The organism is Glycomyces niveus (assembly GCF_017592475.1).
Lineage (GTDB): Bacteria > Actinomycetota > Actinomycetes > Mycobacteriales > Micromonosporaceae > Glycomyces > Glycomyces niveus.
Genome location: NZ_JAGFNP010000005.1, coordinates 91,666 through 115,447, shown reverse-complemented (window position 1 = coordinate 115,447; position 23,782 = coordinate 91,666). Strand labels below are relative to the sequence as shown.

At 67.0% G+C, this 23,782-nt stretch carries 22 protein-coding genes; 2 read left to right on the top strand and 20 right to left on the bottom strand.

The window, feature by feature from the left end:
• Positions 1–23 precede the first annotated feature (23 nt).
• The 11 genes from rpsS to J5V16_RS11015 all read right to left on the bottom strand — a co-directional run bounded on the left by rpsS (position 24) and on the right by J5V16_RS11015 (position 8,823).
• Complete coding sequence (gene rpsS / locus J5V16_RS11065) at positions 24–305, bottom strand: 30S ribosomal protein S19 (protein ID WP_208496280.1); 282 nt, start codon at positions 303–305, stop codon at positions 24–26.
• A 3-nt stretch (positions 306–308) separates the two neighbouring features.
• Positions 309–1,151 (bottom strand): 50S ribosomal protein L2, encoded by an 843-nt coding sequence (rplB, locus tag J5V16_RS11060; RefSeq protein ID WP_208496279.1) that lies wholly within the window; start codon positions 1,149–1,151, stop codon positions 309–311.
• 11 nt (positions 1,152–1,162) lie between these two features.
• Entirely contained in the window at positions 1,163–1,477 is a 315-nt protein-coding gene (gene rplW, locus J5V16_RS11055; RefSeq protein WP_208496278.1) for a 50S ribosomal protein L23, read from the bottom strand.
• The gene (gene rplD / locus J5V16_RS11050; protein ID WP_208496277.1) at positions 1,474–2,124 is read right to left on the bottom strand and encodes a 50S ribosomal protein L4; all 651 of its coding nucleotides are present in this window, start codon (positions 2,122–2,124) and stop codon (positions 1,474–1,476) included. Before rplD ends, rplW begins: the two co-directional genes overlap by 4 nt.
• Positions 2,125–2,126: 2 nt before the next feature.
• A complete protein-coding gene (gene rplC, locus J5V16_RS11045) occupies positions 2,127–2,774 on the bottom strand; it encodes a 50S ribosomal protein L3 (protein ID WP_208496276.1) in 648 nt (215 codons plus the stop codon).
• Between the two features lie 7 nt (positions 2,775–2,781).
• Entirely contained in the window at positions 2,782–3,090 is a 309-nt protein-coding gene (gene rpsJ, locus J5V16_RS11040; protein WP_026922761.1) for a 30S ribosomal protein S10, read from the bottom strand.
• A 427-nt stretch (positions 3,091–3,517) separates the two neighbouring features.
• A complete protein-coding gene (tuf, locus tag J5V16_RS11035) occupies positions 3,518–4,711 on the bottom strand; it encodes an elongation factor Tu (RefSeq protein ID WP_208496275.1) in 1,194 nt (397 codons plus the stop codon).
• Positions 4,712–4,839: 128 nt separating this feature from the next.
• Entirely contained in the window at positions 4,840–6,945 is a 2,106-nt protein-coding gene (gene fusA, locus J5V16_RS11030) for an elongation factor G (protein ID WP_307792925.1), read from the bottom strand.
• Between the two features lie 21 nt (positions 6,946–6,966).
• Positions 6,967–7,437, bottom strand: a complete 471-nt coding sequence (rpsG, locus tag J5V16_RS11025; RefSeq protein ID WP_106361877.1) for a 30S ribosomal protein S7 — start codon at positions 7,435–7,437, stop codon at positions 6,967–6,969.
• Positions 7,438–7,440: 3 nt separating this feature from the next.
• The gene (rpsL, locus tag J5V16_RS11020; RefSeq protein WP_136528419.1) at positions 7,441–7,812 is read right to left on the bottom strand and encodes a 30S ribosomal protein S12; all 372 of its coding nucleotides are present in this window, start codon (positions 7,810–7,812) and stop codon (positions 7,441–7,443) included.
• 648 nt (positions 7,813–8,460) lie between these two features.
• On the bottom strand, positions 8,461–8,823 hold the full coding sequence (locus J5V16_RS11015; protein WP_208496274.1) for a hypothetical protein: 363 nt from the start codon (positions 8,821–8,823) through the stop codon (positions 8,461–8,463).
• Between the two features lie 115 nt (positions 8,824–8,938).
• On the opposite strand from J5V16_RS11015, the gene J5V16_RS11010 reads away from it, so the two are divergent.
• Together J5V16_RS11010 and J5V16_RS11005 are read left to right on the top strand one after the other, a co-directional pair.
• The gene (locus tag J5V16_RS11010; protein WP_208496273.1) at positions 8,939–9,169 is read left to right on the top strand and encodes a ribbon-helix-helix domain-containing protein; all 231 of its coding nucleotides are present in this window, start codon (positions 8,939–8,941) and stop codon (positions 9,167–9,169) included.
• Complete coding sequence (locus J5V16_RS11005) at positions 9,156–9,503, top strand: type II toxin-antitoxin system PemK/MazF family toxin (RefSeq protein WP_208496272.1); 348 nt, start codon at positions 9,156–9,158, stop codon at positions 9,501–9,503. The genes J5V16_RS11010 and J5V16_RS11005 overlap by 14 nt, the downstream gene beginning before the upstream one ends.
• Positions 9,504–9,791: 288 nt before the next feature.
• Here the strand turns inward: J5V16_RS11005 and J5V16_RS11000 are convergent, their stop codons facing one another.
• From J5V16_RS11000 to secE, 9 genes are all read right to left on the bottom strand, one after another.
• The gene (locus J5V16_RS11000) at positions 9,792–13,679 is read right to left on the bottom strand and encodes a DNA-directed RNA polymerase subunit beta' (RefSeq protein ID WP_208496271.1); all 3,888 of its coding nucleotides are present in this window, start codon (positions 13,677–13,679) and stop codon (positions 9,792–9,794) included.
• A gap of 116 nt (positions 13,680–13,795) precedes the next feature.
• Positions 13,796–17,227, bottom strand: a complete 3,432-nt coding sequence (rpoB, locus tag J5V16_RS10995; RefSeq protein WP_208496270.1) for a DNA-directed RNA polymerase subunit beta — start codon at positions 17,225–17,227, stop codon at positions 13,796–13,798.
• Positions 17,228–18,361: 1,134 nt separating this feature from the next.
• Positions 18,362–19,651: a hypothetical protein gene (locus J5V16_RS10990; RefSeq protein ID WP_208496269.1), complete on the bottom strand. Its 1,290-nt coding sequence runs from the start codon at positions 19,649–19,651 to the stop codon at positions 18,362–18,364.
• 202 nt (positions 19,652–19,853) lie between these two features.
• Positions 19,854–20,237 carry a 50S ribosomal protein L7/L12 gene (gene rplL, locus J5V16_RS10985; protein WP_208496268.1) on the bottom strand — a complete coding sequence of 128 codons (384 nt, stop codon included), beginning with the start codon at positions 20,235–20,237 and terminating at the stop codon, positions 19,854–19,856.
• A gap of 37 nt (positions 20,238–20,274) precedes the next feature.
• Positions 20,275–20,811: a 50S ribosomal protein L10 gene (rplJ, locus tag J5V16_RS10980; protein WP_208496267.1), complete on the bottom strand. Its 537-nt coding sequence runs from the start codon at positions 20,809–20,811 to the stop codon at positions 20,275–20,277.
• A 282-nt stretch (positions 20,812–21,093) separates the two neighbouring features.
• Complete coding sequence (gene rplA, locus J5V16_RS10975) at positions 21,094–21,789, bottom strand: 50S ribosomal protein L1 (RefSeq protein WP_208496266.1); 696 nt, start codon at positions 21,787–21,789, stop codon at positions 21,094–21,096.
• 91 nt (positions 21,790–21,880) lie between these two features.
• Positions 21,881–22,312 carry a 50S ribosomal protein L11 gene (gene rplK / locus J5V16_RS10970; protein ID WP_112138175.1) on the bottom strand — a complete coding sequence of 144 codons (432 nt, stop codon included), beginning with the start codon at positions 22,310–22,312 and terminating at the stop codon, positions 21,881–21,883.
• 145 nt (positions 22,313–22,457) lie between these two features.
• Positions 22,458–23,186 carry a transcription termination/antitermination protein NusG gene (gene nusG / locus J5V16_RS10965; RefSeq protein ID WP_208496265.1) on the bottom strand — a complete coding sequence of 243 codons (729 nt, stop codon included), beginning with the start codon at positions 23,184–23,186 and terminating at the stop codon, positions 22,458–22,460.
• Between the two features lie 290 nt (positions 23,187–23,476).
• Positions 23,477–23,758 carry a preprotein translocase subunit SecE gene (secE, locus tag J5V16_RS10960; RefSeq protein WP_208496264.1) on the bottom strand — a complete coding sequence of 94 codons (282 nt, stop codon included), beginning with the start codon at positions 23,756–23,758 and terminating at the stop codon, positions 23,477–23,479.
• Positions 23,759–23,782 lie beyond the last annotated feature (24 nt).

Below are 23,782 nucleotides of genomic sequence, written 5' to 3'. Positions count from 1 at the left end.
GTTCGTTTCTCATAGCCCGTGGCCTAGCGGCGACGGCTCTTCCGGTCGTCCTTCTCGTGCCCGCGGAACGTGCGGGTGGGAGCGAACTCGCCGAGCTTGTGCCCGACCATGTTCTCCGTGACGTAGACCGGAACGTGCTTGCGACCGTCGTGCACGCCGAAGGTCAGCCCGATGAAGTCCGGGGTGATCGTCGAGCGGCGCGACCACGTCTTGATGACGTTCTTGCTCTTGGTCTCGATCGCAACGTCCACCTTCTTCTGCAGGTGGTCGTCGATGAACGGGCCCTTCTTGAGGCTGCGAGCCATGGACTACTTCCCTCGCTTCCGGTTGACGTTGCGACGACGGACGATGAGCCGGTCGTTCGGGTGGTTGCGCTTGCGGGTGCGGCCCTCGGGCTTGCCCTGCGGGTTCACCGGGTGGCGACCACCGGACGTACGGCCTTCACCACCACCGTGCGGGTGGTCGACCGGGTTCATGACGACACCGCGGACGGTCGGGCGCCAGCCCTTCCAGCGCATGCGGCCGGCCTTGCCCCAGTTGATGTTGCCCTGCTCGGCGTTGCCGACCTCGCCGATGGAGGCGCGGCAGGTCACCTGGACCAGGCGGATCTCGCCGGACGGCATGCGCAGGTGCGCGTACTTGCCTTCACGGGCGAGGAGCTGGATCGAGGCGCCCGCGGAGCGGCCGAGGGCGGCGCCGCCGCCCGGCTTGAGCTCCACCGCGTGGACCGTGGTACCGACCGGGATGTGACGCAGCTCCAGCGAGTTGCCGGGCTTGATGTCGGCCTCCGGGCCGTTCTCGATCACGTCACCCTGCTTGATGCCCTTGGGGGCCAGGATGTAGCGCTTCTCGCCGTCCGCGTAGTGCAGGAGGGCGATGTTCGCCGTGCGGTTCGGGTCGTACTCGATGTGCGCGACCTTGGCGGGGATGCCGTCCTTGTCGTGGCGACGGAAGTCGATCACGCGGTAACGGCGCTTGTGGCCGCCGCCGCGGTGACGGGTCGAGATCTTGCCCGAGTTGTTGCGGCCGCCGGTCTTGGAGATCGGGCGGAGCAGCGACTTCTCGGGGGTCGAACGGGTGATCTCGGCGAAGTCGGAGACGCTCGAGCCACGACGCCCGGGCGTCGTCGGCTTGTACTTGCGAATAGCCATGCTTCTTGCTCCTACGAGATCTGTCCGCCGAAGATCTCACCCAGGCGACCGGGGTCGCCTTCCACGGTGATGATCGCGTGCTTGACACTCTTGCGCTGACCCCAGCCGGTGCGGGTGCGCTTGCGCTTGCCCGACCGGTTCAGGGTGTTGACGCTCTTGACGTCCACGTTGAAGATCTGCTTGACGGCGATCTTGATGTGGCTCTTGTTGGCGCGCGGGTCGACCTCGAAGGTGTACTTGCCCTCGCCGAGGAGGGTGTAGGTCTTCTCCGAGATGACCGGCTTGATGATGATGTCGCGCGGGTCGGCGACGGTCACTTCGCTCACGCCGCGACCTCCTGCTCAGTCCGGTCAGCGATGAACGCCTCGATGGCGGCCTCGCTGAACACGATGTCCTCGTTGTTGAGCACGTCGTAGGTGTTGACCTGGCCCCAGTCGAGCAGGTGCACCTCGGGCAGGTTCCGCAGGCTCAGGGCCGCGGTCTGCTCGTCGCGCGTCAGCACCACCAGGACCTTGGAGGACTCGGTGATCGCGGCCAGAGCGGCCCGCGCGGTCTTCAGCTTGGGCTCGTCGCCCTCGATGAAGGCGTCGATGACGTGCACGTTGTCACCGCGGACCCGGTCGGTGAGGGCACCCGCGAGAGCGGCGGCCTTCATCTTCTTGGGGGTCCGCTCGGCGAACGACCGCGGCTGCGGGCCGTGGACGACGCCGCCGCCGGTGAACTGCGGCGCGCGGATCGAGCCCTGGCGGGCGCGACCGGTGCCCTTCTGGCGGTACGGCTTCTTGCCGCCGCCGCGGACCTCCGCGCGGGTCTTGGTCTTGGCCGAGCCCGTGCGGGCGGCGGCCAGCTGCGCCGTGACGACCTGGTGCATGAGCGGGATGTTCGGCTCGACGTCGAAGATCGACGCCGGGAGCTCGATGGTCTTCCCGGTCTCAGCGCCAGAGGCGTTCTTGACGTTGATTTCGAGGCTCATGGTTATGCCACCTGCTTGACTGCCGTGCGGACGAGCACCAGGCCGTTCTTCGGCCCGGGGATGGCGCCCACGATGAGCAGCAGACCGCGCTCGGCGTCGACCGCCTGGATGCGCAGGTTCTGCGTGGTGTGACGGGCGTGGCCCATCCGGCCGGCCATGCGCATGCCCTTGAAGACGCGGCCCGGAGTGGCGCAGCCACCGATCGAACCGGGGGCGCGGTGGACCTTGTGCGCACCGTGGCTGGCGGGGAGACCGCCGAAGCCGTGGCGCTTCATGACGCCGGCGAAGCCCTTGCCCTTGGTGGTGCCGGTGACGTCCACGAGCTGACCGGATTCGAAGATCGTCGCTTCGACGGTCTGGCCGAGGTCGTAGTCGGCGGCGTCCGAGGTGCGCAGTTCGACGAGGTGGCGACGCGGAGCGACGCCGGCCTTCTCGAAGTGGCCCTGGAGCGGCTTGGTCACGTTCTTGAGTTTGATGTCGCCGAAGCCCAGCTGCACGGCCGAGTAGCCGTCGACATCGGGCTTGCGAACCTGGGTGACCACGTTCGGTCCGGCCTGCACCACAGTGACGGGCACGGCGCGGCCGTTCTCGTCCCAAACCTGGGTCATGCCGAGCTTGGTGCCCAGGATTCCCTTGATCTGCCTGTCCATTGGTCCCCTACAGCTTGATCTCGATGTCGACGCCGGCCGGGAGGTCAAGGCGCATCAACGAGTCGACCGTCTTCGGGGTCGGGTCGAGAATGTCGATGAGGCGCTTGTGCGTGCGCATCTCGAAGTGCTCGCGCGAGTCCTTGTACTTGTGCGGCGACCGGATCACGCAGAAGCGGTTGATCTCAGTCGGCAGCGGCACCGGCCCGGAGATGGCAGCACCGGTACGGGTGACCGTCTCCACGATCTTGCGGGCCGAGGAGTCCACGACCTCGTGGTCGTAGGCCTTCAGCCTAATGCGGATCTTCTGTCCCGCCATGTGTCCTAACCTTACGTAAATTGGCTGTTCAGACCGCTCCACGCGGTCGGGCGTGTCGCGAGTTCGAGACTGACTTGGGCACAGCTGTGCCTTCTGCTGGTCTCTTTGGCTCGCCCGCCTGCCCGCCATGAAACGGTCCCTCTCAGCACGGCAAGTGCCTACTCGGGCCCGCGGGCCGGGCGTGAGCACCGGTGTCCTGCGCAGTGCACAGCACTGGGGACGCCGGAGCGTACGCAACCTGAATATTATGCCTGCTCCCCCGTTCACCCAGCAAGCTGGGGTCGGGCAACAGTGGGACAGGTTACGCGTATGCGTGGTGTCCGCGTCTCGACCGCCGGACCGGAGGTTATCCCCGGTCACACTGCGTTCTCAGTGAGACGCAAGTAAACCGGGGTGGCTCACTGGTGAGCCACCCCGGCACTGGGTCTTACTTGAGGACCTTGGTGACGCGGCCGGAGCCGACCGTGCGGCCACCCTCGCGGATCGCGAAGAGCAGACCCTCGTCCATGGCGATGGGCTGGATGAGCTCCACCTTCATGTCGGTGTTGTCACCCGGCATGACCATCTCGGTGCCCTCGGGGAGGGTCACGACGCCGGTCACGTCGGTGGTCCGGAAGTAGAACTGCGGACGGTAGTTGTTGAAGAACGGCGTGTGGCGGCCGCCCTCGTCCTTCGAGAGGATGTAGACCGCGGCCTCGAAGTCGGTGTGCGGGGTGGTCGTGCCAGGCTTGACGACGACCATGCCGCGCTCGACCTCTTCGCGCTTGGTGCCGCGGAGCAGGAGGCCCACGTTCTCACCGGCGCGCGCGTCGTCGAGGGTCTTGCGGAACATCTCGATGGCGGTCACCTTGGTGGTGATGGCGCCCTCGCGGATGCCGACGATCTCGACTTCCTCGTTGGGGAGGAGCACACCGCGCTCCACACGACCGGTCACGACGGTGCCGCGGCCGGTGATGGTGAAGACGTCCTCGATCGGCATGAGGAACGGCAGGTCGGTGGCGCGCTCCGGCTCCGGGACCGAGTCGTCGACGGCCTGCATGAGGTCGGCGACGGCGTTGACCCACTTCTCTTCGCCCTCGAGGGCGCCGAGGGCGGAGACCTGGACGACCGGGGCGTCGTCGCCCGGGAAGCCCTGGTCGGACAGGAGCTCACGGACCTCCATCTCGACGAGCTCGAGGATTTCCTCGTCGTCGACCATGTCGGACTTGTTGAGCGCCACGACCACGTAGGGAACGCCGACCTGGCGGGCGAGGAGGACGTGCTCGCGGGTCTGCGGCATGGGGCCGTCAGCGGCGGACACGACCAGGATCGCGCCGTCCATCTGAGCGGCACCGGTGATCATGTTCTTGATGTAGTCGGCGTGCCCGGGGCAGTCGACGTGCGCGTAGTGACGCGCCTCGGTCTGGTACTCGACGTGCGAGATCGAGATGGTGATACCGCGCTGGCGCTCCTCGGGAGCGTTGTCGATCTCGTCGAACGGCGTGTACGGGTTCAGGTCCGGGAACTTGTCGTGCAGGACCTTGGTGATCGCCGCGGTGAGCGTGGTCTTGCCGTGGTCGACGTGACCGAGCGTACCGATGTTGACGTGCGGCTTGTTCCGCTCGAACTTGGCCTTTGCCACTTCGTCCTCCTGTGGACTGGTTAAATCTGGTTTGACTTATCTGACCTATTGCGTCGCTTTGGAACTCAGCGCCTCTGCTGGCAACAGGTGGTCAGCGCCGGGCGCCCAGGCTTGGGCGCCCGAAACGCTTACTCGCCTGTCGCCTTGGCGATGATCTCCTTGGCGACGTTCGCCGGGACTTCGGCGTAGGTGTCGAACTGCATCGAGTAGTTCGCACGCCCGGCCGTCTTCGACCGCAGGTCGCCGACGTAACCGAACATCTCGGACAGCGGCACCTTGGCCACGACCGTGCGGTCGTTGCCGCGCTCGCCCATCTCCTGGACCATGCCGCGGCGGGAGTTGATGTCGCCGATGACGTCGCCCATGTTGTCTTCCGGGCAGATGACCTCGACGGCCATCACCGGCTCGAGCAGCACCGGACGAGCCCGCTTCGCGGCCTCCTTCAGCGCCATGCGGCCGGCGATCTTGAAGGCCATCTCCGAAGAGTCGACCTCGTGGTACTGACCGTCGATCAGTTCCATCTTGACGCCCACGAGCGGGAAGCCCGCCAGGACGCCGTCCGGCAGCGCGTCCTCCGCGCCGGCCTTCACCGACGGGATGTACTCGCGCGGAATGCGACCGCCGGAGATCTGGTCGTCGAACTCGAAGACGGTGTCCTCGTTCGACTTCATCTCCAGGGGCTCGAGGTTGACGAGCACGCGCGCGAACTGACCGGAACCACCGGTCTGCTTCTTGTGCAGGTACTCGACCTTCTCCACCCGCTGGGTGATGGTCTCGCGGTAGGCCACCTGGGGCTTGCCGATGTTCGCCTCGACGCCGAACTCCCGCTTGATGCGGTCGACCATGATGTCGAGGTGGAGCTCGCCCATGCCCGAGAGCACGGTCTGCCCGGTCTCCTCGTCGGTCTTGACGCGGAAGGTCGGGTCCTCCTCGGCCAGGCGCTGGATCGCGGTGCCCAGCTTGTCCTGGTCGGCCTTCGACTTCGGCTCGATGGCCACGTCGATAACCGGCTCCGGGAAGATCATCGACTCCAGGATGACCTGCTTGTTCGAGTCGGAGAGCGTGTCACCGGTGGTGGTGCCCTTGAGGCCCTGCACCGCGATGATGTCGCCCGCCTGCGCCGACCCGCGCTCTTCGCGCTTGTTGGCGTGCATCTGGTAGATCTTGCCGATGCGCTCCTTGCGGCTCTTGGTCGAGTTGATGACCTGAGTGCCGGACTCGACCGTGCCGGAGTAGATCCGGACGTAGGTGAGTCGACCGAGGTGCTTGTCGGTCTGGATCTTGAACGCGAGGCCCGCGAAGGGCTCCTCGACGTCCGGGTGGCGCTCGGCCGGGGTCTCGTTGTCGGTGAGGGTCCCCTGGATCGCCGGGATGTCGAGCGGGCTCGGCAGGTAGTCCACGACCGCGTCGAGCAGGGGCTGCACGCCCTTGTTCTTGAACGCGGTGCCGCAGAGCACCGGGTTGATCTGGTTGGCGATGGTGGCCTTGCGGATCGCGGCCTTGACATCGGCGACCGAGATCTCCTCGCCCTCCAGGAAGCGCTCGGCGAACTCGTCGTCGACGTCCGAGAGGGTCTCCAGGAGCTTCTCGCGGTACTCGGCGGCCTGCTCGGCCAGATCCGCGGGGATCTCTTCGACCTCGTAGTTCTCGCCCAGACCGGTCTCGCCGCGCCACACCTTGGCGTGCATCTCGACCAGGTCGACGACGCCGATGAAGTCGGCCTCGTTACCGATCGGGAGCTGGATCACCGCGGTGTTCGAGTTGAGGCGGTCCTGCATCATCTCGACGCAGCGGAAGAAGTTCGCGCCCGTGCGGTCGAGCTTGTTGACGAAGCACATGCGCGGGACGTCGTACTTGTTCGCCTGACGCCACACGTTCTCGGTCTGCGGCTCCACGCCGGCCACACCGTCGTAGACGGCGATGGCGGAGTCGAGCACGCGGAGCGAGCGCTCCACTTCGACGGTGAAGTCGACGTGGCCGGGCGTGTCGATGATCTGGATGATGTTGTCGCCCCAGGAGCACTTGGTAGCGGCGGAGGTGATGGTGATACCACGCTCCTGCTCCTGCTCCATCCAGTCCATGGTCGCGGCGCCGTCGTGGACCTCACCGATCTTGTGCGACACGCCCGTGTAGTACAGGATGCGCTCGGTGGTGGTCGTCTTGCCGGCGTCGATGTGGGCCATGATGCCGATGTTGCGGAGCTTGGCGAGCTCCGCATTAGCTTTGTTAGCCACGATCTCTCAGTCTCTCTGCGACTACCAGCGGTAGTGCGCGAATGCCTTGTTGGAATCGGCCATCTTGTGCGTGTCCTCGCGCTTCTTGACCGCGGCGCCGAGGCCGTTCGAAGCGTCCAGGATCTCGTTCGTCAGACGCTCGACCATGCTCTTCTCACGGCGGTCGCGGGCGTAGCCGACGAGCCAGCGCAGGCCCAGCGTGGTGGCGCGCTGCGGGCGCACGTCCACGGGAACCTGGTAGGTGGCGCCACCGACGCGGCGGGAGCGGACCTCGAGGGTCGGCTTCACGTTGTCGAGCGCGCGCTTGAGGATCACCACGGGGTCCGAGTCGGCCTTCTGGCGGCAGTTCTCGAGGGCTTCGTAGACGATGCGCTCGGCGAGGCGGCGCTTGCCGTCCTTGAGGACCTTGTTGATGAGCTGGGTGACGAGCACCGAGTTGTAGACCGGGTCGGCGGTAAGCGGCCGGCGCGGCGCGGGACCTTTACGCGGCATGGCTTACTTCTCCTTCTTCGCGCCGTAGCGGCTGCGGGCCTGCTTGCGGTCGCGGACACCCTGGGTGTCGAGCGCGCCGCGGATGATCTTGTAGCGGACACCGGGCAGGTCGCGGACACGACCGCCGCGCACGAGCACGATGGAGTGCTCCTGCAGGTTGTGACCCACACCAGGGATGTAGGCGGTGACCTCGGTGCCGTTCATGAGGCGCACGCGGGCGACCTTGCGCATGGCCGAGTTCGGCTTCTTCGGCGTCGTGGTGTACACGCGCGTGCACACGCCGCGGGCCTGCGGGCTGCCCTTCAGCGCGGGCGTCTTGGTTTTGCTGGTCTTGACCTTGCGGCCGTTGCGGACCAGCTGCTGGATGGTTGGCACTGAGCCGAACCCCTCTCAACAGTCGACGGTTGCGTATTCCTGACAGTGCGGCGTCACCTGTTCACCCGCGCGCCTGCTGTCGGCCGTATAACGGCCCAGCTCAGCGGCGTGGGTTCCCGTCCCCCGCGTTCGGGCGTGTCGCGTCTCTCCGGACCCATACCCGCGCCCGGCGGACCGTAGATCCGCCAGATAGCGAGTTCAGACGCGTTCGTGAAGCGATCTCCTCGGAGACCGGCTAAAGAGCCGTGTTCACGAAGCCCCCAGTGCGAGGGATGCGTGCCGATGACGCCAGCCGACGGGATCAGATCCCGCCATCTTGCAGGCACGCAACCTGGCCTGGCTCTCACGGGGACCGAGCTGCCGGAGTTGACAGGGCCACCATGCCGCTCAAAGCGGTGTCCAGGCGCAAGGGAGAAGCCTACCTAGCCTAACGAACAAGGTCAAAGCCGTTTTCTGACCGCAAGGCATCCGTGTTCAGTGTCACGGAGTTGCACCAGAGCCCGGCTCGCAAGCTTCGCCGCGGCGGGGCCTTGGCCTGATTCGTTCGGTGCGGTAGACACACCGTGGCCTATATTAGCTCGCGATACGGGACGGTCCCGCGCGGGATGCCTCCCGAGAGGCGCTGTTCACCAGCAGTTCCCTCAGGCGTCAGCCTGAAACCGCGACGCTCCCGTCGTAGCTCGGCCCGCCCGCCGTCCGCGCGAGTTCGAGGACCCAGAACAGCAAGGCCGCCACCACGACTGCGGCGCCGATCCCGATCGCCGTCCAGGCCTGCCGCCGTATGGAGGCCAACCGGGAGCCGCCGAGCAGGAACCCTTCGGAGGCGCGGATGTCGGCCTCGGCCTGCCGGGCCAGCACGAGCGCGATGACCGCCGGGATCACTCCACCGACGAAGAGCGACAAGGCGACCCCGACTCCGGCCAGCAACCGGGCCGCCACCACCTTCGTCGACTCCACCGGCTCCGGATCATCCGGATGCCGGACTCCGAAAACCCCACGCACCTCAGCCACCCGCTCATCCTATGGGGCCGACGACCCGCGTGACGTGACACACCCTCGACACGCCCTCGGGAGTCCGCCTCGTGAGTTATACCTTCGGGTAGGAATTGAGGGTACGGTGATATGTATGAAGGTAAGCCTGAGCATCCCCGACGAGGACATTCGCTTCCTCGACAACTTCGCGCGCGACCACGGCATCGGCTCCCGATCCGCAGCGGTGCAGCACAGCATCGCGCTGCTGCGCGAAGCGGAGCTGGGCCACCAGTACGAGGCCGCCTGGGACGAGTGGTACGCCTCCGAGGACGCGGAGTTGTGGGACTCGGTTACAGGCGACGGGATGACCGATGAGGCGCGGTGACATCTACCTAGTCGATTTCGAGCCCGCACGCGGATCGGAGGTGGATAAAGCTCGCCCAGCAATCCTCGTGTCGAACGACGGCGCCAATCGCCAGGCAGAGCGTCTCGGCCGCGGTGTACTCGCGGTCGTACCGATGACCTCGAACATCAAGCGAGTATTTCCCTTCCAGGTCCGCATCCCAGCCACTTCAACGGGTCTCGACCACGACTCCAAAGCGCAAGCAGAGCAAGTCAAGGCGGTAGATTTCGACCGGTTCTTCCACCAGGTCGGTTCCGTCAGCGCCGAGTACATGGCCCAGGTCGACGACGCGCTCCGCGTTCACCTCGACCTGTAGCTTCAGCTCTCCCCCGGTACCGGTCTCGGAGCGCCCGCCCCCGGTTCACGGCGTCGATCAGCATTGCTATCAGGTACTGATTCAAGGTCTGCCCGCGTTCTTTCGCGTCCACGCCCAGTGCTTCGTACACGTCCCCCGGGACATCACGGATTTCTATCGTTGCCACGTTCATGTTCTACACGCGCCCGGCGGCTCGCCTCCGGTCGAAACGCCGGTGGGCCGGTGGCGCGAAAGCGCCACCGGCCCACCGGTTTCTTGCATGCCGTCGGGAATCGGCAGGTTGTTGCTCTAGAAGGAACCCAGGTCGTAGGAGTCCTCGAGGCTGACCGCGGGGCCGCCGCCGTAGGCGAAGGCGTTCGCGGTCGTGTCCTCGTAGCCGCCGAGGGAGTAGACCGCGGCCTTGGCTTCCTCGGTGGGCTCGACCGACACGTTGCGGTACTTGGCGATGCCGGTACCGGCCGGGATCAGCTTGCCCAGGATCACGTTCTCCTTCAGGCCGACCAGCGAGTCGGACTTGCCGGAGATCGCGGCCTCGGTGAGCACGCGGGTGGTCTCCTGGAACGAGGCCGCGGACAGCCACGACTCCGTCGCCAGCGAGGCCTTCGTGATGCCCATCAGCTGCGGGCGGCCGGAGGCCGGCTCGCCGCCGTCGGCGATCACCTTGCGGTTCTGCTCCTCGAACTCGAGGCGGTCGACCAGGGAGCCCGGCAGGAACTCCAGGGTGCCCGAGTCGATGATCGTGATCCGCTTGAGCATCTGGCGCACGATGATCTCGATGTGCTTGTCGTGGATCATCACGCCCTGCGAGCGGTACACGTCCTGGACCTGCTCCACCAGGTGGCGCTGGACCTTCCGCGGACCGAGCACGCGCAGCAGCTCGTGCGGGTCGATGGTGCCCTCGACGAGCTTCTCGCCGACCTCGACGTGCTCGCCGTCGCCCACGCGCAGGCGCAGACGGCGCGGCACCTTGTCGACCACGATCTCCTCGGACCCGTCGTCCGGGGTGATGATGATCTTCCGGCTCTTCTCGGCGTCCTCGATGCGCACGGTGCCGCTCGCTTCCGCGATGGGCGCCTTGCCCTTCGGGACGCGGGCCTCGAAGACCTCCTGGACACGCGGCAGACCCTGCGTGATGTCCTGCGAGGTCGCCGCGCCACCGGTGTGGAAGGTGCGCATCGTCAGCTGCGTACCGGGCTCACCGATCGACTGCGCCGCGATGATGCCCACGGCCTCGCCCAGGTCCACCTTCTCGCCCGTCGGCATCGACCGGCCGTAGCAGGCCGCGCAGACGCCCTGGCGGGACTCGCAGGTGAGCACGGAGCGGATCTTCACGTTGGTGACGCCGTTGGCGACCAGCGTGGCGATGTGGTCCGAGTTCAGCGGCGTGTTGCGCTCGAGGAGGACCTTGCCGTCCACCTCGACGTCCTCGGCGAGGTTGCGCGCGTCGATCGACGAGTCGACGATGTCGGACGCGACGAAGCGCCCATCGACCTCGACCGACACCTGGAAGTCCAGGGCGCGGTCAGTGCCGCAGTCGTCCTCGCGGATGATGACGTCCTGCGAGACGTCCACCAGACGACGGGTCAGGTAACCCGAGTCGGCGGTACGGAGCGCGGTGTCCGCGAGGCCCTTGCGCGAACCGTGGGTCGAGATGAAGTACTCCAGCACCGTCAGGCCCTCGCGCAGCGAGGACTTGATCGGACGCGGGATGATCTCGCCCTTCGGGTTCGCCACCAGGCCGCGCATGCCGGCGATCTGACGCAGCTGCAGCATGTTGCCTCGCGCGCCCGAGTTGATCATCTGCCACAGCGGGTTCTCCGGCTGCAGCGTCTGGTTCAGGTCCTCCAGCACCTCGGCCGTGGCCTTGGTCCAGATCTCGGTCAGCTCGCCCCGGCGCTCTTCGGCCGTCATGAGACCGCGCACGTACTGCTTGTCGATCTTGGCGGAGTCCGCTTCGTACTTCTCCAGGATCTCGGCCTTGTGCGCCGGCTCCACGACGTCCTCGATGCCGATGGTCACACCGGACCAGCCGGCCCAGCGGAAGCCCGCGGACTTCAGCGCGTCCAGGCAGGCGCCCAGCTGCACCTTCGAGTAGTGCTCGGACAGGTCGTGGATGATCTCCGAGAGCTGGCCCTTGCGGACCTCGTAGTTCACGTACTCGAAGTCCGGCGGCAGGCACTCGTTGAAGAACACGCGGCCCAGCGTCGTCTCGACCAGCAGCGGCTCGCCCGGCGTCCAGCCCTCGGGGGCCGTCCACGGCTCGGCGTTGCCGTTGTTGATCGTCTCGATCCCGTCCAGGCGGATCCGGATGGGCGCCTGGAGGTCCAGCTCGCCGCGGTCCTTCGCCATCTGGGCCTCGCCGACGTCCGAGAACGCCCGGCCCTCGCCGACGCGGCCTTCGGAGAGGTGCGTCAGGTAGTACAGGCCGATGATCTGGTCCTGCGTGGGCAGGGCCACCGGCTTGCCGTCCGAGGGCTTGAGGATGTTGTTCGACGCCAGCATCAGGATGCGGGCCTCGGCCTGGGCCTCAGCGCTCAGCGGGACGTGCACGGCCATCTGGTCGCCGTCGAAGTCGGCGTTGAAGGCGGTGCACACCAGCGGGTGCAGCTGGATGGCCTTGCCCTCGACCAGCTGCGGCTCGAAGGCCTGGATGCCGAGGCGGTGCAGCGTGGGCGCGCGGTTGAGCAGGACCGGGTGCTCGGAGATGACCTCTTCGAGCACGTCCCACACGACCGGGCGTGCGCGCTCGACCATGCGCTTGGCCGACTTGATGTTCTGCGCGTGGTTCAGGTCCACCAGGCGCTTCATCACGAACGGCTTGAACAGCTCCAGCGCCATCTGCTTCGGCAGACCGCACTGGTGCAGCTTCAGGCGCGGGCCGACCACGATGACCGAACGGCCCGAGTAGTCGACGCGCTTGCCGAGCAGGTTCTGGCGGAACCGGCCCTGCTTGCCCTTGAGCATGTCGGACAGCGACTTGAGCGGACGGTTGCCGGGGCCCGTCACCGGGCGGCCGCGGCGGCCGTTGTCGAACAGCGCGTCCACCGACTCCTGCAGCATCCGCTTCTCGTTCGCCACGATGATCTCGGGCGCACCGAGGTCCATCAGGCGCTTGAGGCGGTTGTTGCGGTTGATGACGCGGCGGTACAGGTCGTTCAGGTCCGAGGTCGCGAAGCGACCACCGTCGAGCTGCACCATCGGGCGCAGCTCCGGCGGGATCACCGGCACGCAGTCGAGGACCATGCCCAGCGGCGAGTTGCCGGTGGCCTGGAACGCGGCCACGACCTTGAGTCGCTTGAGCGCCCGGAGCTTCTTCTGGCCCTTGCCGGTCGCGATCGTCTCGCGCAGGCTCACGGCCTCGGCGTCCAGGTCCAGGTTCTCCAGCAGGTTCTTGATGGACTCCGCGCCCATGCCGCCGGTGAAGTACTCGCCGAAGCGCTGCTGCAGCTCCCGGTAGAGCATCTCGTCGCCGATGAGCTGGCGCACCTCGAGCTTGCGGAACGTGTCCATGACCTCGTCGAGACGGTCGATCTCACGCTGCGCCTTGTCGCGGATCTGGCGCATCTCGCGCTCGCCGCCGTCCTTGACCTTGCGGCGGACGTCGGCGCGGGCGCCTTCGGCCTCCAGCTCGGCCAGGTCGCCCTCGAGCTTCGAGGCGCGCTCCTCGATCGCGGCGTCGCGCTGCTGCTCCAGGTGGCGCTTCTCGGCGACGATCTCGTTCTCCAGGGTCGGGACGTCCCGCTGGCGGGCCTCCTCGTCGACCGCGGTGATCACGTAAGCCGCGAAGTAGATGACCTTCTCGAGGTCCTTCGGCGCCAGGTCCAGCAGGTAGCCCAAGCGCGAGGGAACGCCCTTGAAGTACCAGATGTGGGTCACGGGCGCGGCGAGCTCGATGTGGCCCATGCGCTCGCGGCGGACCTTCGAACGGGTCACCTCGACGCCGCAGCGCTCGCAGATGATGCCCTTGAAGCGGATCCGCTTGTACTTGCCGCAGTAGCACTCCCAGTCCCGGGTCGGACCGAAGATCTTCTCGCAGAAAAGACCGTCCTTCTCAGGCTTGAGGGTGCGGTAGTTGATGGTCTCGGGCTTCTTCACCTCGCCGTGCGACCACTGCCGAATGTCCTCGGCGGTGGCGAGGCCGATCTTCAACTTGTCGAAGAAGTTGACGTCGAGCACTGAACTCTTCCCCTTGATGGTTCTTAAGGATTGGATGAGACGTTGGCGAGGGCGGCACGCTGTGCAAACTTATGGCTCGCAAGCTTCGCCAAGACTGCTGCCGCCCTCACTCGACGTCAGGCGCTCTCGAAGTCCACGCTCGAGGGCTCTTCGTGGGACAGGTCGATCCCGAGCTCCTCGGCGGCGCGGAAGACCTCGTCGTCGCTCTCGGTCATCTGGATGGCCTGCCCGTCGGCGGACAGCACCTCCACGTTGAGGCAGAGCGACTGGAGTTCCTTGAGCAGCACCTTGAACGATTCCGGAATGCCCGGCTCGGGCACGTTCTCGCCCTTGACGATGGCCTCGTAGACCTTCACGCGGCCCACCACGTCGTCGGACTTGATCGTCAGCAGCTCCTGCAGCGCGTAAGCGGCGCCGTAGGCCTGCATGGCCCAGCACTCCATCTCACCGAAGCGCTGGCCGCCGAACTGGGCCTTACCGCCGAGCGGCTGCTGGGTGATCATCGAGTACGGACCGGTCGAACGCGCGTGGATCTTGTCGTCGACCATGTGGTTCAGCTTCAGGATGTACATGTAGCCGACCGAGATCGGGTCCGGGAACGGCTCGCCGGAGCGGCCGTCGAACAGCTGCGCCTTGCCCGTCGGGGCGACCATGCGCTGGCCGTCGCGGTTGGGCAGCGTGTTCGCCAGGACGCCCGTGACCTCCTCGGGGTGCGCGCCGTCGAACACCGGCGTGCCCACCTTCGAGTCGGCCGGGGCCTCGTCGGCGCCGATGGCCTTGAGGGCCTGCTGCCAGGCCTCGTCGAACCCCTCGAGCTTCCAGCCCGTCTTCGCCGCCCAGCCCAAGTGGACCTCGAGCACCTGGCCGATGTTCATACGGCCCGGCACACCCAGCGGGTTGAGCAGGATGTCGATCGGCGTGCCGTCCGGCAGGAACGGCATGTCCTCCTGCGGCACGACCTTCGAGATGACGCCCTTGTTGCCGTGGCGGCCGGCGAGCTTGTCGCCGACGCCGATCTTGCGCTTCTGGGCGATGTAGACGCGGACCATCTCGTTGACGCCCGGGGACAGCTCGTCGCCGTCCTCGCGCGAGAAGGTGCGGACGCCGATGACCGTGCCGGCCTCGCCGTGCGGGACCTTCAGGGACGTGTCGCGGACCTCGCGGGCCTTCTCGCCGAAGATCGCGCGGAGCAGGCGCTCCTCCGGGGTCAGCTCGGTCTCGCCCTTGGGTGTGACCTTGCCGACGAGGATGTCGCCGTCCTCGACCTCGGCGCCGATCCGGATGATGCCGCGGTCGTCCAGGTCGGAGAGCATCTCCTCGCCGACGTTCGGGATGTCGCGGGTGATCTCCTCCGGACCGAGCTTCGTGTCGCGGGCGTCGACCTCGTGCTCGTCGATGTGGATCGAGGTGAGCACGTCCTCTTCGACCAGGCGCGAGGAGAGCACGATGGCGTCCTCGAAGTTCTGGCCCTCCCAGGTGGTGAACGCGACGAGCAGGTTCTTGCCGAGCGCCATCTCGCCCTTGTCCGTGGACGGACCGTCGGCGATCGGCTGGCCGGCCTCGACGCGCTCGCCCTCGGTCACGAGCGGCACCTGGTTGATGCACGAGCCCGCGTTCGAGCGGCGGAACTTGTGCAGCAGGTAGGTGCGGCGCATGCCGTTGTCCTGCGCGATGGTGATGTAGTCGGCGGAGGCGTCCTCGACGAGGCCGTCGGCCTCGGCGACGACCACGTCCCCGGCGTCGACCGCGGCGCGGTACTCCATGCCGGTGCCCACCAGCGGCGAGTCCGTCTTGATGAGCGGCACGGCCTGGCGCTGCATGTTCGCGCCCATGAGGGCGCGGTTGGCGTCGTCGTGCTCGAGGAACGGCACGAGCGCGGTCGCGACCGAGGTCATCTGGCGCGGCGAGACGTCCATGAAGTCGATCTCGTCGGCGGTCAGCAGCTCGGCCTCGCCGCCGCGGCCGCGGGCCAGGACCTGCGCGTCGACGAACGAGCCGTCTTCGTTCAGGAGCTGGTTCGCCTGCGCGATGGTGAAGCGGTCCTCTTCGTCGGCCGTCAGGTACTGGATGTCGTCGGTGACCTTGCCGTCGACGACCTTCCGGTACGGCGTCTCGATGAAGCCGAACGGGTTGACGCGCGCGAAGGTCGACATCGCGCCGATGAGGCCGATGTTCGGGCCTTCAGGCGTCTCGATCGGGCACATGCGGCCGTAGTGCGACGGGTGCACGTCGCGCACGTCCATGGCGGCGCGGTCGCGCGAGAGACCGCCCGGGCCGAGCGCCGAGAGGCGGCGGCGGTGGGTCAGACCCGTGATCGGGTTGACCTGGTCCATGAACTGCGACAGCTGCGAGGTGCCGAAGAACTCCTTGATCGCCGCCACGACGGGACGGATGTTGATCAGGGTCTGCGGCGTGATCGCCTCGACGTCCTGGGTCGTCATGCGCTCGCGCACGACGCGCTCCATGCGGGAGAGGCCCACCCGGATCTGGTTCTGGATGAGCTCGCCGACGGTGCGCAGGCGGCGGTTGCCGAAGTGGTCGATGTCGTCGGGGCCGTAGCCCGGCTCGGCCGAGTGCAGGCGCAGCATGAACTCGATCGTCGCGGCCAGGTCGTCCTCGGTGAGCACGCCGGTCGAGATCGGCGAGTCCAGGCCGAACTTCTTGTTGACCTTGTAGCGGCCGACCTTCGCGAGGTCGTAGCGCTTCTTGTTGAAGAACAGGTTCTCCAGCAGCGACTGCGCGTTGTCCTTCGTCGGCGGCTCGCCCGGACGCAGCTTGCGGTAGATGTCGAGCAGCGCCTCGTCCTGCGAGTTGATGGTGTCCTTTTCCAAGGTCGTCATCATGAGCTCGGACCAGCCGAAGCGCTCGCGGATGCGGTCGTTGTCCCAGCCGATGGCCTTCAGCAGCACGGTGACGGCCTGGCGGCGCTTGCGGTCCACGCGCACGCCGACGGTCTCGCGCTTGTCGATGTCGAACTCGAGCCACGCGCCGCGGCCCGGGATGACCTTCGCGCTGGTCAGGTCGCGGTCGGAGGTCTTGTCGGGCTGCTTGTCGAAGTACACGCCCGGGGAGCGCACGAGCTGCGAGACGACCACGCGCTCGGTGCCGTTGATGATGAAGGTGCCCTTCGGGGTCATCATGGGGAAGTCGCCCATGAAGACCGTCTGGGACTTGATCTCACCGGTGGTGTGGTTGATGAACTCCGCCGTGACGAACAGCGGGGCGCAGTAGGTGAGGTCCTTCTCGCGGCACTCCTCGATGGGGGCCTTGACCTCGTCGAAGCGAGGGTTGGAGAAGGACAGGCTCATGGTGCCCGAGAAGTCCTCGATCGGGCTGATCTCCTCGAGGATCTCGTCGAGGCCGCTCACCGCGTCCTCGCCCACGCGGGCGCGGTACGCCTCGTTGCCGACGAGCCAGTCGAACGAGTCGGTCTGGAGCGCCAGAAGGTTCGGGACTTCGAGTTTTTCTTCGATCCTGCCGAACGAGATACGGCGAGGTGCGTGCTTGCTCTTGCTGGAGCTGGTCTTGCCAGTGCGGGAAGCTGCCAAGATTCGTCCTTCCGAGGACCTGATTGTTACGACGGCCGGCGCATGCCGCAGTCTCCGCACCGATGCGGGATCGACGAGGACAGCCGGAGACGGGCAACCGACCGGGCGTCAAGCCTGAAAGGCGTTGAACGTCGGTCGTCGAGCCTGGAATCCCCACCGTCCACGACCCTCACCGCGTCAAGAAGGCGTGAAGGAGGCAGCGCAAATTAATAGCTTAATGTACGCTCCGGCAACTGTCAACTTCCCCACCCGGTGGTGGGGTAAGTGGTGACGACAATCTCTCCCGCTGCCGAAGTTCCTTCCGTACATCGCTCTGAGTACCGGTTCGCACGCTCACCGGGACCGTCCTGCCTCCGGGCCGCCCCGCGGCGGGCCCGTCTGCGCTCGGTCCGCGGTGCCGGGAAGGCCCGGTGGGGGCGGACGTTGCGCGCGCCACGCAGTGGCGCTTGAGGAACTAGTTTGCAGGATCAAGTCACAGTTCGTCAAGTCAGGCGTCTAATTCGCCCGGATGCGCCCCTTCGGCCCCAGCGACTGAACCGGGCCCCACCTGAGTCGCGGCGGGCCGGCGAACCCCAGCGCAGCGGGGGCGCGGGCAGCCGCAGTGCGCGCGGGGCGGCGGGCGCCCGCGGCCCTTGCGAAGGGCCGCAGGACCATCAGGGCCCGGGCGTGTCGCGGGCAAGGCGCGCACCTCGGAAGAGTCGGACCCGCGGGGCGGGTCGTCGTGTTGCTGCGGCTGGTCGGAGGCGGATGCGGGTGGGGCATGCCCTGCGCCTGCCGATCCGCGAGGGAGCCGGGAAGACCCGCGGTTCGGTTCGGTGCGGGCACGGGACGCCTTTGCGTCGCCTGCCGCCGGTGCCGGGGCGCTCGCGCGTCCCGGCGCCCGGCCGCAATGCGGCGTCCCGGCCTCGCTCCTTCGGCGGCCGGACGAGCCGACCGCCTCGACCTGTTCAACGAGCGCGCACGGCAAAGGTGACGCGTCTTCGGCCCAGGACGGGCCCGAGGGCGGGCGCGGCCTAGTGGCCGTGCCCGCCCTCGGGGGTGTGTTTCCTTGCGGCTCTAGGGGGTACAGGGCGGCCCGGGCCGCGCCCCATCTGCGCAGCCCGGGCCTTTCTTCCCCGATAGAGAGGTGGCTTGTTAGTTGTCGAGGACCTCCTGCGCCTTGGCGATGGCGTTGTTCATTTCTTCCTGCCAGGCGTAGACGGGCTCTTCCATGGTCTTGTAGCCCTTGATGTTCGCCTCGTCATAGGCCTTCTCGGAGGCGTCGGCGTAGCCGATCTCCTCGCCGCACTCGGAGAAGTCGACGGCCGTCTGGATCTCGTAGGCCTTCCACTCCTCGTAGGTGCTGCCGGCGGCCTCGGGGATCTCCGGGACCTCGACGTCGGAGTCGCCGCCGTACATCATGTCCTTTTCTTCCTCGGAAGCGTTCTGGTAGTACAGGGCGCCGAAGAACTCCCAGATGGGCAGCGAGTTGTACTCGGTGAACTCCCAGCCTTCGTAACCGCGGGCGGTGATGCAGTCGATGAACTTGCCCTGCAGGTCGGCCATCGCGGCGGTGTACTCGGCCTCGATGGTCTCGTACATGGTCTCTTCGGGGTCCGAGTAGAGCGGGTTCTCCGGGCGGTACTCCCAGGTCTTGTCGGTGTAGGTCTCGCCTTCCTCGGCTTCCCACTCCGTCTCGACCAGGCGGGGCTCGCCGTAGAGCGCTTCGATCATCTCGAGCTGGCAGCCGCCCGGCTTGGGCTCTTCCCAGCCCATGTCCTCTTCGACGTCGATCTCGCCCGATTCTTCGGCGGCGGCCTCTTCCTCGAGGGCGGCGAGCTCTTCTTCGGTCATCTCCTCGTACGCGGCTTCTTCCTCGACCGCGCCGACGAACTCCTCGAGGGTGCCGTAGGACTCCTTGACATACTCTTCGCCCTGGTAGGCGACGTACCAGCTGTACTGCTCCTCAGGGGTGAGGGCGTCCCACTCCGAGGTGTCGGGCTCCTCGTAGTCGGTCTCCCCCTCTTCCTCCGCCCACTTCTCCTCTTGAGCCTTGTAGTAATCCTCGCTCGAGGGGTCCTCGGAGCCCTCCATGGAGTTGGCCCACTGCCCGAAGCCCCATTCCTTGGCCTCTTCGGCGGGAAGGAGGAACTCCTCGTGGGCGTAGCCGTAGGTGAGGGAGTCCGTCTCCGGCTCTTCGTAGACCTCCATCGCCCACGGCTCGTGGACGGTGTGCCCCTGCGCCTCCAGGCAGTTCTGGACGATGCGGTACTCGGCCGCCATGAGCTCGCTTTCGAGGCGGCGGCTCTCGTTGAGCATTTCGACGAGCCGTTGCTCATCGGACTGCTTCTCTTCGCCGCCACCGATACCGAGCATGCCGCAGCCGGCGGTCAGCGCGAGCACCGTAGCTCCGCCGAGCCCGGCCGCCCATCTCCTTGCGGACATCGTCCATCTCCTTGAGAGTGTGTCTGGGTGTGTCTACTCGCAAAGACGTGGCGATGGTTCGGTTTCGTTGCGCCCGGCCGGAATTCTTCTGAAAAATCTTGGAAGACAAGAAGACCGGGTCCGCGCCGCCGTCAGGCGGTGCGGACCCGGTCCACGTACAAGGGCTGGGAGGCCCCTTCATGCATTAAGGCGATGTGCGCGATTACTTGAGCGACACGGTGGCGCCGGCGCCCTCGAGGGCCTCCTTGGCCTTGTCCGCGTCGTCCTTCTTCGCACCCTCGAGGACGGCCTTGGGGGCGCTCTCGACGAGCTCCTTGGCTTCCTTGAGGCCGAGGCCGGTCAGGCCGCGAACTTCCTTGATGACCTTGATCTTCGACTCGCCGGCCGACTCGAGCACGACGTCGAAGGTGTCCTTCTCGACAGCGGCCTCGGCGCCACCGGCGGCGGGGCCGGCAGCGGCCACGGCGACGGGAGCGGCAGCGGTGACGTCGAACTCTTCCTCGAACGCCTTGACGAACTCGGAGACCTCGAGGAGGGTCATCTCCTTGAACGCGTCGAGCAGTTCCGTGGTGGAAAGCTTAGCCATGGTGTTGTCCTTTCTTTAAAGTCTCGGGCTAGCGGCGCTACTCGCCACTGGCCGCCTTCTTGTCCTGCAGCGCCGCACCGAGCCGGGCCACCTGCGAGGCAGGGGCGGCGAGCACGGAGGCGGTCTTCTGCGCGGTGGCCTTCATCGCGCCGGCCAGCTTGGCCAGGAGCACTTCGCGCGACTCGAGGTCGGCGAGCTTGGTGATCTCTTCGACGGAGAGGGCTTTGCCCTCCATGTAACCGCCCTTGATCACCAGGGCTTCGTGCGTCTTGGCGAAGTTGCGCAGGCTCTTCGCGGCTTCGACCGGGTCGCCTTCGATGAAGGTGATCGCGGTGGGGCCGACGAACAGCTCGTCGAGACCGGAGACTCCGGCCTCGCTGGCAGCGCGCTTGGCGAGGGTGTTCTTGGCGACGCGGTAGTGCGTCCCCTCGCCGAGGGAACGCCGCAGCTCGCGGAGTTCGGCAACGGTCAGGCCGCGGTACTCGGTGAGCACCGTGGCGTTCGCGTTGGAGAAGTCCTGGGCGAGTTCGGCGATGGCGGTCTGCTTACCCGCCGGGTATTCCCGTTCAGCCATAATTCCCTCCTTTCTCGGCTGATCAATCCTCAACCGTCGCGGAGGCGACAAAAAAATTAGGCGCCCCGCGGGACGCCTCATCACTGGGACCTGAGGCTGATCAAATCAGCCCACACCATGGTCGCTTCGAGTAGTCGCCCTACGTCGGTTCCGGGTGGTTTACAACCGCACGAGGCGGTAACCGAACGGTCTTTGGGTTGTTGGCTTCCAGAGTAGCAGGGCGTATAACCGAAGCCCCAGCGCAGGAGCCTGCGCTGGGGCCACGTCACACCTTGCGGTGCCTTACTTGATCTTGACCGCCTGCGGGTCGACCGGGATGCCCGGGCCCATGGTGGTGGAGATCGTGGACTTCTTGATGTACACGCCCTTGGAGCTGGCGGGCTTCAGGCGCTGCACCTCTTCGAGGGCCGCGGCGTAGTTCTCGGCCAGCTGCTCGGCGGAGAAGCTGGTCTTGCCGATCGGCAGGTGCAGGTTGGCGTGCTTGTCGACGCGGAAGGCGATCTTGCCGGCCTTGATCTCCGAGACGGCCTTCGCGACGTCCGGCGTGACGGTGCCGGTCTTCGGGTTCGGCATGAGACCGCGCGGGCCCAGGATGCGCGCGATCCGGCCGATCTTGGCCATCTGGTCGGGCGTGGCGACGGCGGCGTCGAAGTCGAGCCAGCCTTCGGAGATCCGCTTGACGAGCTCGTCCGAGCCGACCTCGTCGGCGCCGGCGTTGACGGCCGCTTCGGCCTTGTCGCCCTCGGCGAAGACGATGACGCGGACGGTCTTGCCCGTGCCGTGGGGCAGAGAGACGGTGCCGCGGACGAGCTGGTCGGCCTGACGCGGGTCGACGCCGAGTCGCAGGGCGACCTCAACGGTGGCGTCGAACGACGTCGCGGTGGTCTCCTTCGCGAGCCCGGTCGCCTCGAGGGGCGCGTAGAGCTGCGTGCGGTCGACCTTCTTGGCGAGGTCGGTGTACTTCTTGCTGCGCTTCATGTTCCATCCTTCGGATGTCGTGGTGAGGGCGGGCGCGCGCCCTTCCACTGGGTTGGTGCCGGCACGGGATGCCGACCGAGTTCTGGGGGCCTCAGCCCTCGACGGTGATGCCCATGGAGCGGGCGGTGCCGGCGACGATGAGCGACGCGGCGTCGAGGTCGTTGGCGTTGAGGTCGGGGAGCTTCTTCTCCGCGATCTCGCGCACCTGGGCCGAGGTCACCTTGCCGACCTTGACGCGGTGGGGCTCGCCCGAGCCCTTGGCGACGCCGGCGGCCTTGAGCAGCAGCTTCGCGGCCGGCGGGGTCTTGAGGACGAACGTGAACGAACGGTCCTCGTACACCGTGATCTCAGCGGGGAGGACTTCGCCGCGCTGGGATTCGGTGGCCGCGTTGTAGGCCTTGCAGAACTCCATGATGTTGACGCCGTGCTGGCCGAGGGCGGGACCCACCGGCGGGGCCGGGGTGGCCTGGCCACCCGCGAGCTCCAGCTTGAACGTCACAACGGCCTTCTTGTTGGGAGCCATCGTGTCCTTCTCTTGATCCTGGGCTTGCAGGGACCGGAGTCCCTGCCTTACATGCGCGCCCCTGCCTGAGCAGGTGCGCAACCTCTCCAGGGTACCCGCCGACCAGCGGGGTCCCTGAAGAGAGGTGTGTGAGCTGTAGCTCGTGCTACAGCTTCGAGACCTGGTTGAAGTTGAGCTCGACCGGGGTCTCGCGGCCGAAGATCGAGACGAGCACCTTGAGCTTCTGCTGCTCGGCGTTGATCTCGGCGATGGTGGCCGGCATGGAGGCGAAGGCGCCGTCCACGACCGTGACGGACTCGCCCTCGCTGAAGTCGACCTTGATCTCGACGTCGCCGCCGGCGGTCTCGGCCTGGGCCTCGTCCTTGGGCTTCTGCTCCGGCGGGAGCAGCCACTGGATGACCTCGTCGAGCGGGAGCGGGCTGGGGCGGTCGGTGCGGTCGACCACGCCGACGAAGCCGGTCACGCCGGGCGTGTTGCGCACGACCGAGTAGGACTCGGGGGTCATCTCCATGCGGACGAGCACGTAGCTCGGGAAGACCTTGGCCTCGACCTTGGAGCGCTTGCCGTTCTTGATCTCCACCTCGGTGTGGGTGGGGACCTCGATCTGGTAGATGTAGTCCTCCATGTCGAAGGACTGGATCCGGTTCTCCAGGTTGGAGCGCACGCGGTTCTCGAAGCCGGCGTAGGAGTGCAGCACGTACCACTCGCCGGGGGCGAAGCGCAGCTTGGCGCGCAGGGCCTCGGCCGGGTCGACCTCGGGCTCGGCGGGGGCGGCGTCCTCGTCCGTCGTGGGCTCCTCGTCGGCCTCCGCGACCTGCGCCGCGGCAGCCTGGGCCGCGACCTCGTTCTTCAGGGCCTCGTCGAACTCAGACACGCTCAACTCTCATTCCGGCTTCGACCTCGCTGCGGCGAGGTACTGCGACTGAACATTGTTACGGCGGTGCGCTCTCGACCGGACCGGTTTCTCGGAACGTCGGACGCGTCGATTCCCGCCTGTGAAGTCGCGCGCCGGCGGAACCGGCGCGCGTCATACCCACTAGGGTAGCCGCTCCGGACGGCGGCGCGTCTCAGGCACCGGCGAACCGGCGCAGGTCACGCGATCCGGCCGCGGGGGCGGAGGGCGGACGGGAGCGGGCGGCGGCGCGGGGAGCGCCGCGGCGGCCCTTAGGAGTCGGCGCCGAAGGCCCGGCGGACGAGGTCGCCGAAGAGCAGGTCGAGGCCGCCGATGTAGGCCATCATGATGCCGACGAAGACCAGGACGACGACCGAGTAGGTGATGAGCTGGCGGCGGGTCGGGTAGACGACCTTGCGGAGCTGCTCGACGACTTCCTTCAGGAAGCGGCCGAGCCGCTTGCCGGGGTTGCGCGACGCGGTCTTCTCGCCTTGCTTGCGCGTGGGACGACCCTTGTCAGCGGTCGCATCGGAGCGGCTGGTGTCGTCGGCCACGTCGGCTTCCTCCAGGGTTCGTCT

Bases quoted from the DNA above. Each gene is read 5' to 3' on its own strand.
- rpsS (WP_208496280.1), bottom strand. From the start codon at position 305: ATGGCTCGCAGCCTCAAGAAGGGCCCGTTCATCGACGACCACCTGCAG.
- rplB (WP_208496279.1), bottom strand. From the start codon at position 1,151: ATGGCTATTCGCAAGTACAAGCCGACGACGCCCGGGCGTCGTGGCTCG.
- rplD (WP_208496277.1), bottom strand. From the start codon at position 2,124: ATGAGCCTCGAAATCAACGTCAAGAACGCCTCTGGCGCTGAGACCGGG.
- rplC (WP_208496276.1), bottom strand. From the start codon at position 2,774: ATGGACAGGCAGATCAAGGGAATCCTGGGCACCAAGCTCGGCATGACC.
- rpsJ (WP_026922761.1), bottom strand. From the start codon at position 3,090: ATGGCGGGACAGAAGATCCGCATTAGGCTGAAGGCCTACGACCACGAG.
- rpsG (WP_106361877.1), bottom strand. From the start codon at position 7,437: ATGCCGCGTAAAGGTCCCGCGCCGCGCCGGCCGCTTACCGCCGACCCG.
- J5V16_RS11010 (WP_208496273.1), top strand. From the start codon at position 8,939: ATGAAGGTAAGCCTGAGCATCCCCGACGAGGACATTCGCTTCCTCGAC.
- J5V16_RS11005 (WP_208496272.1), top strand. From the start codon at position 9,156: ATGAGGCGCGGTGACATCTACCTAGTCGATTTCGAGCCCGCACGCGGA.
- J5V16_RS10990 (WP_208496269.1), bottom strand. From the start codon at position 19,651: ATGTCCGCAAGGAGATGGGCGGCCGGGCTCGGCGGAGCTACGGTGCTC.
- rplL (WP_208496268.1), bottom strand. From the start codon at position 20,237: ATGGCTAAGCTTTCCACCACGGAACTGCTCGACGCGTTCAAGGAGATG.
- rplJ (WP_208496267.1), bottom strand. From the start codon at position 20,811: ATGGCTGAACGGGAATACCCGGCGGGTAAGCAGACCGCCATCGCCGAA.
- rplA (WP_208496266.1), bottom strand. From the start codon at position 21,789: ATGAAGCGCAGCAAGAAGTACACCGACCTCGCCAAGAAGGTCGACCGC.
- rplK (WP_112138175.1), bottom strand. From the start codon at position 22,312: ATGGCTCCCAACAAGAAGGCCGTTGTGACGTTCAAGCTGGAGCTCGCG.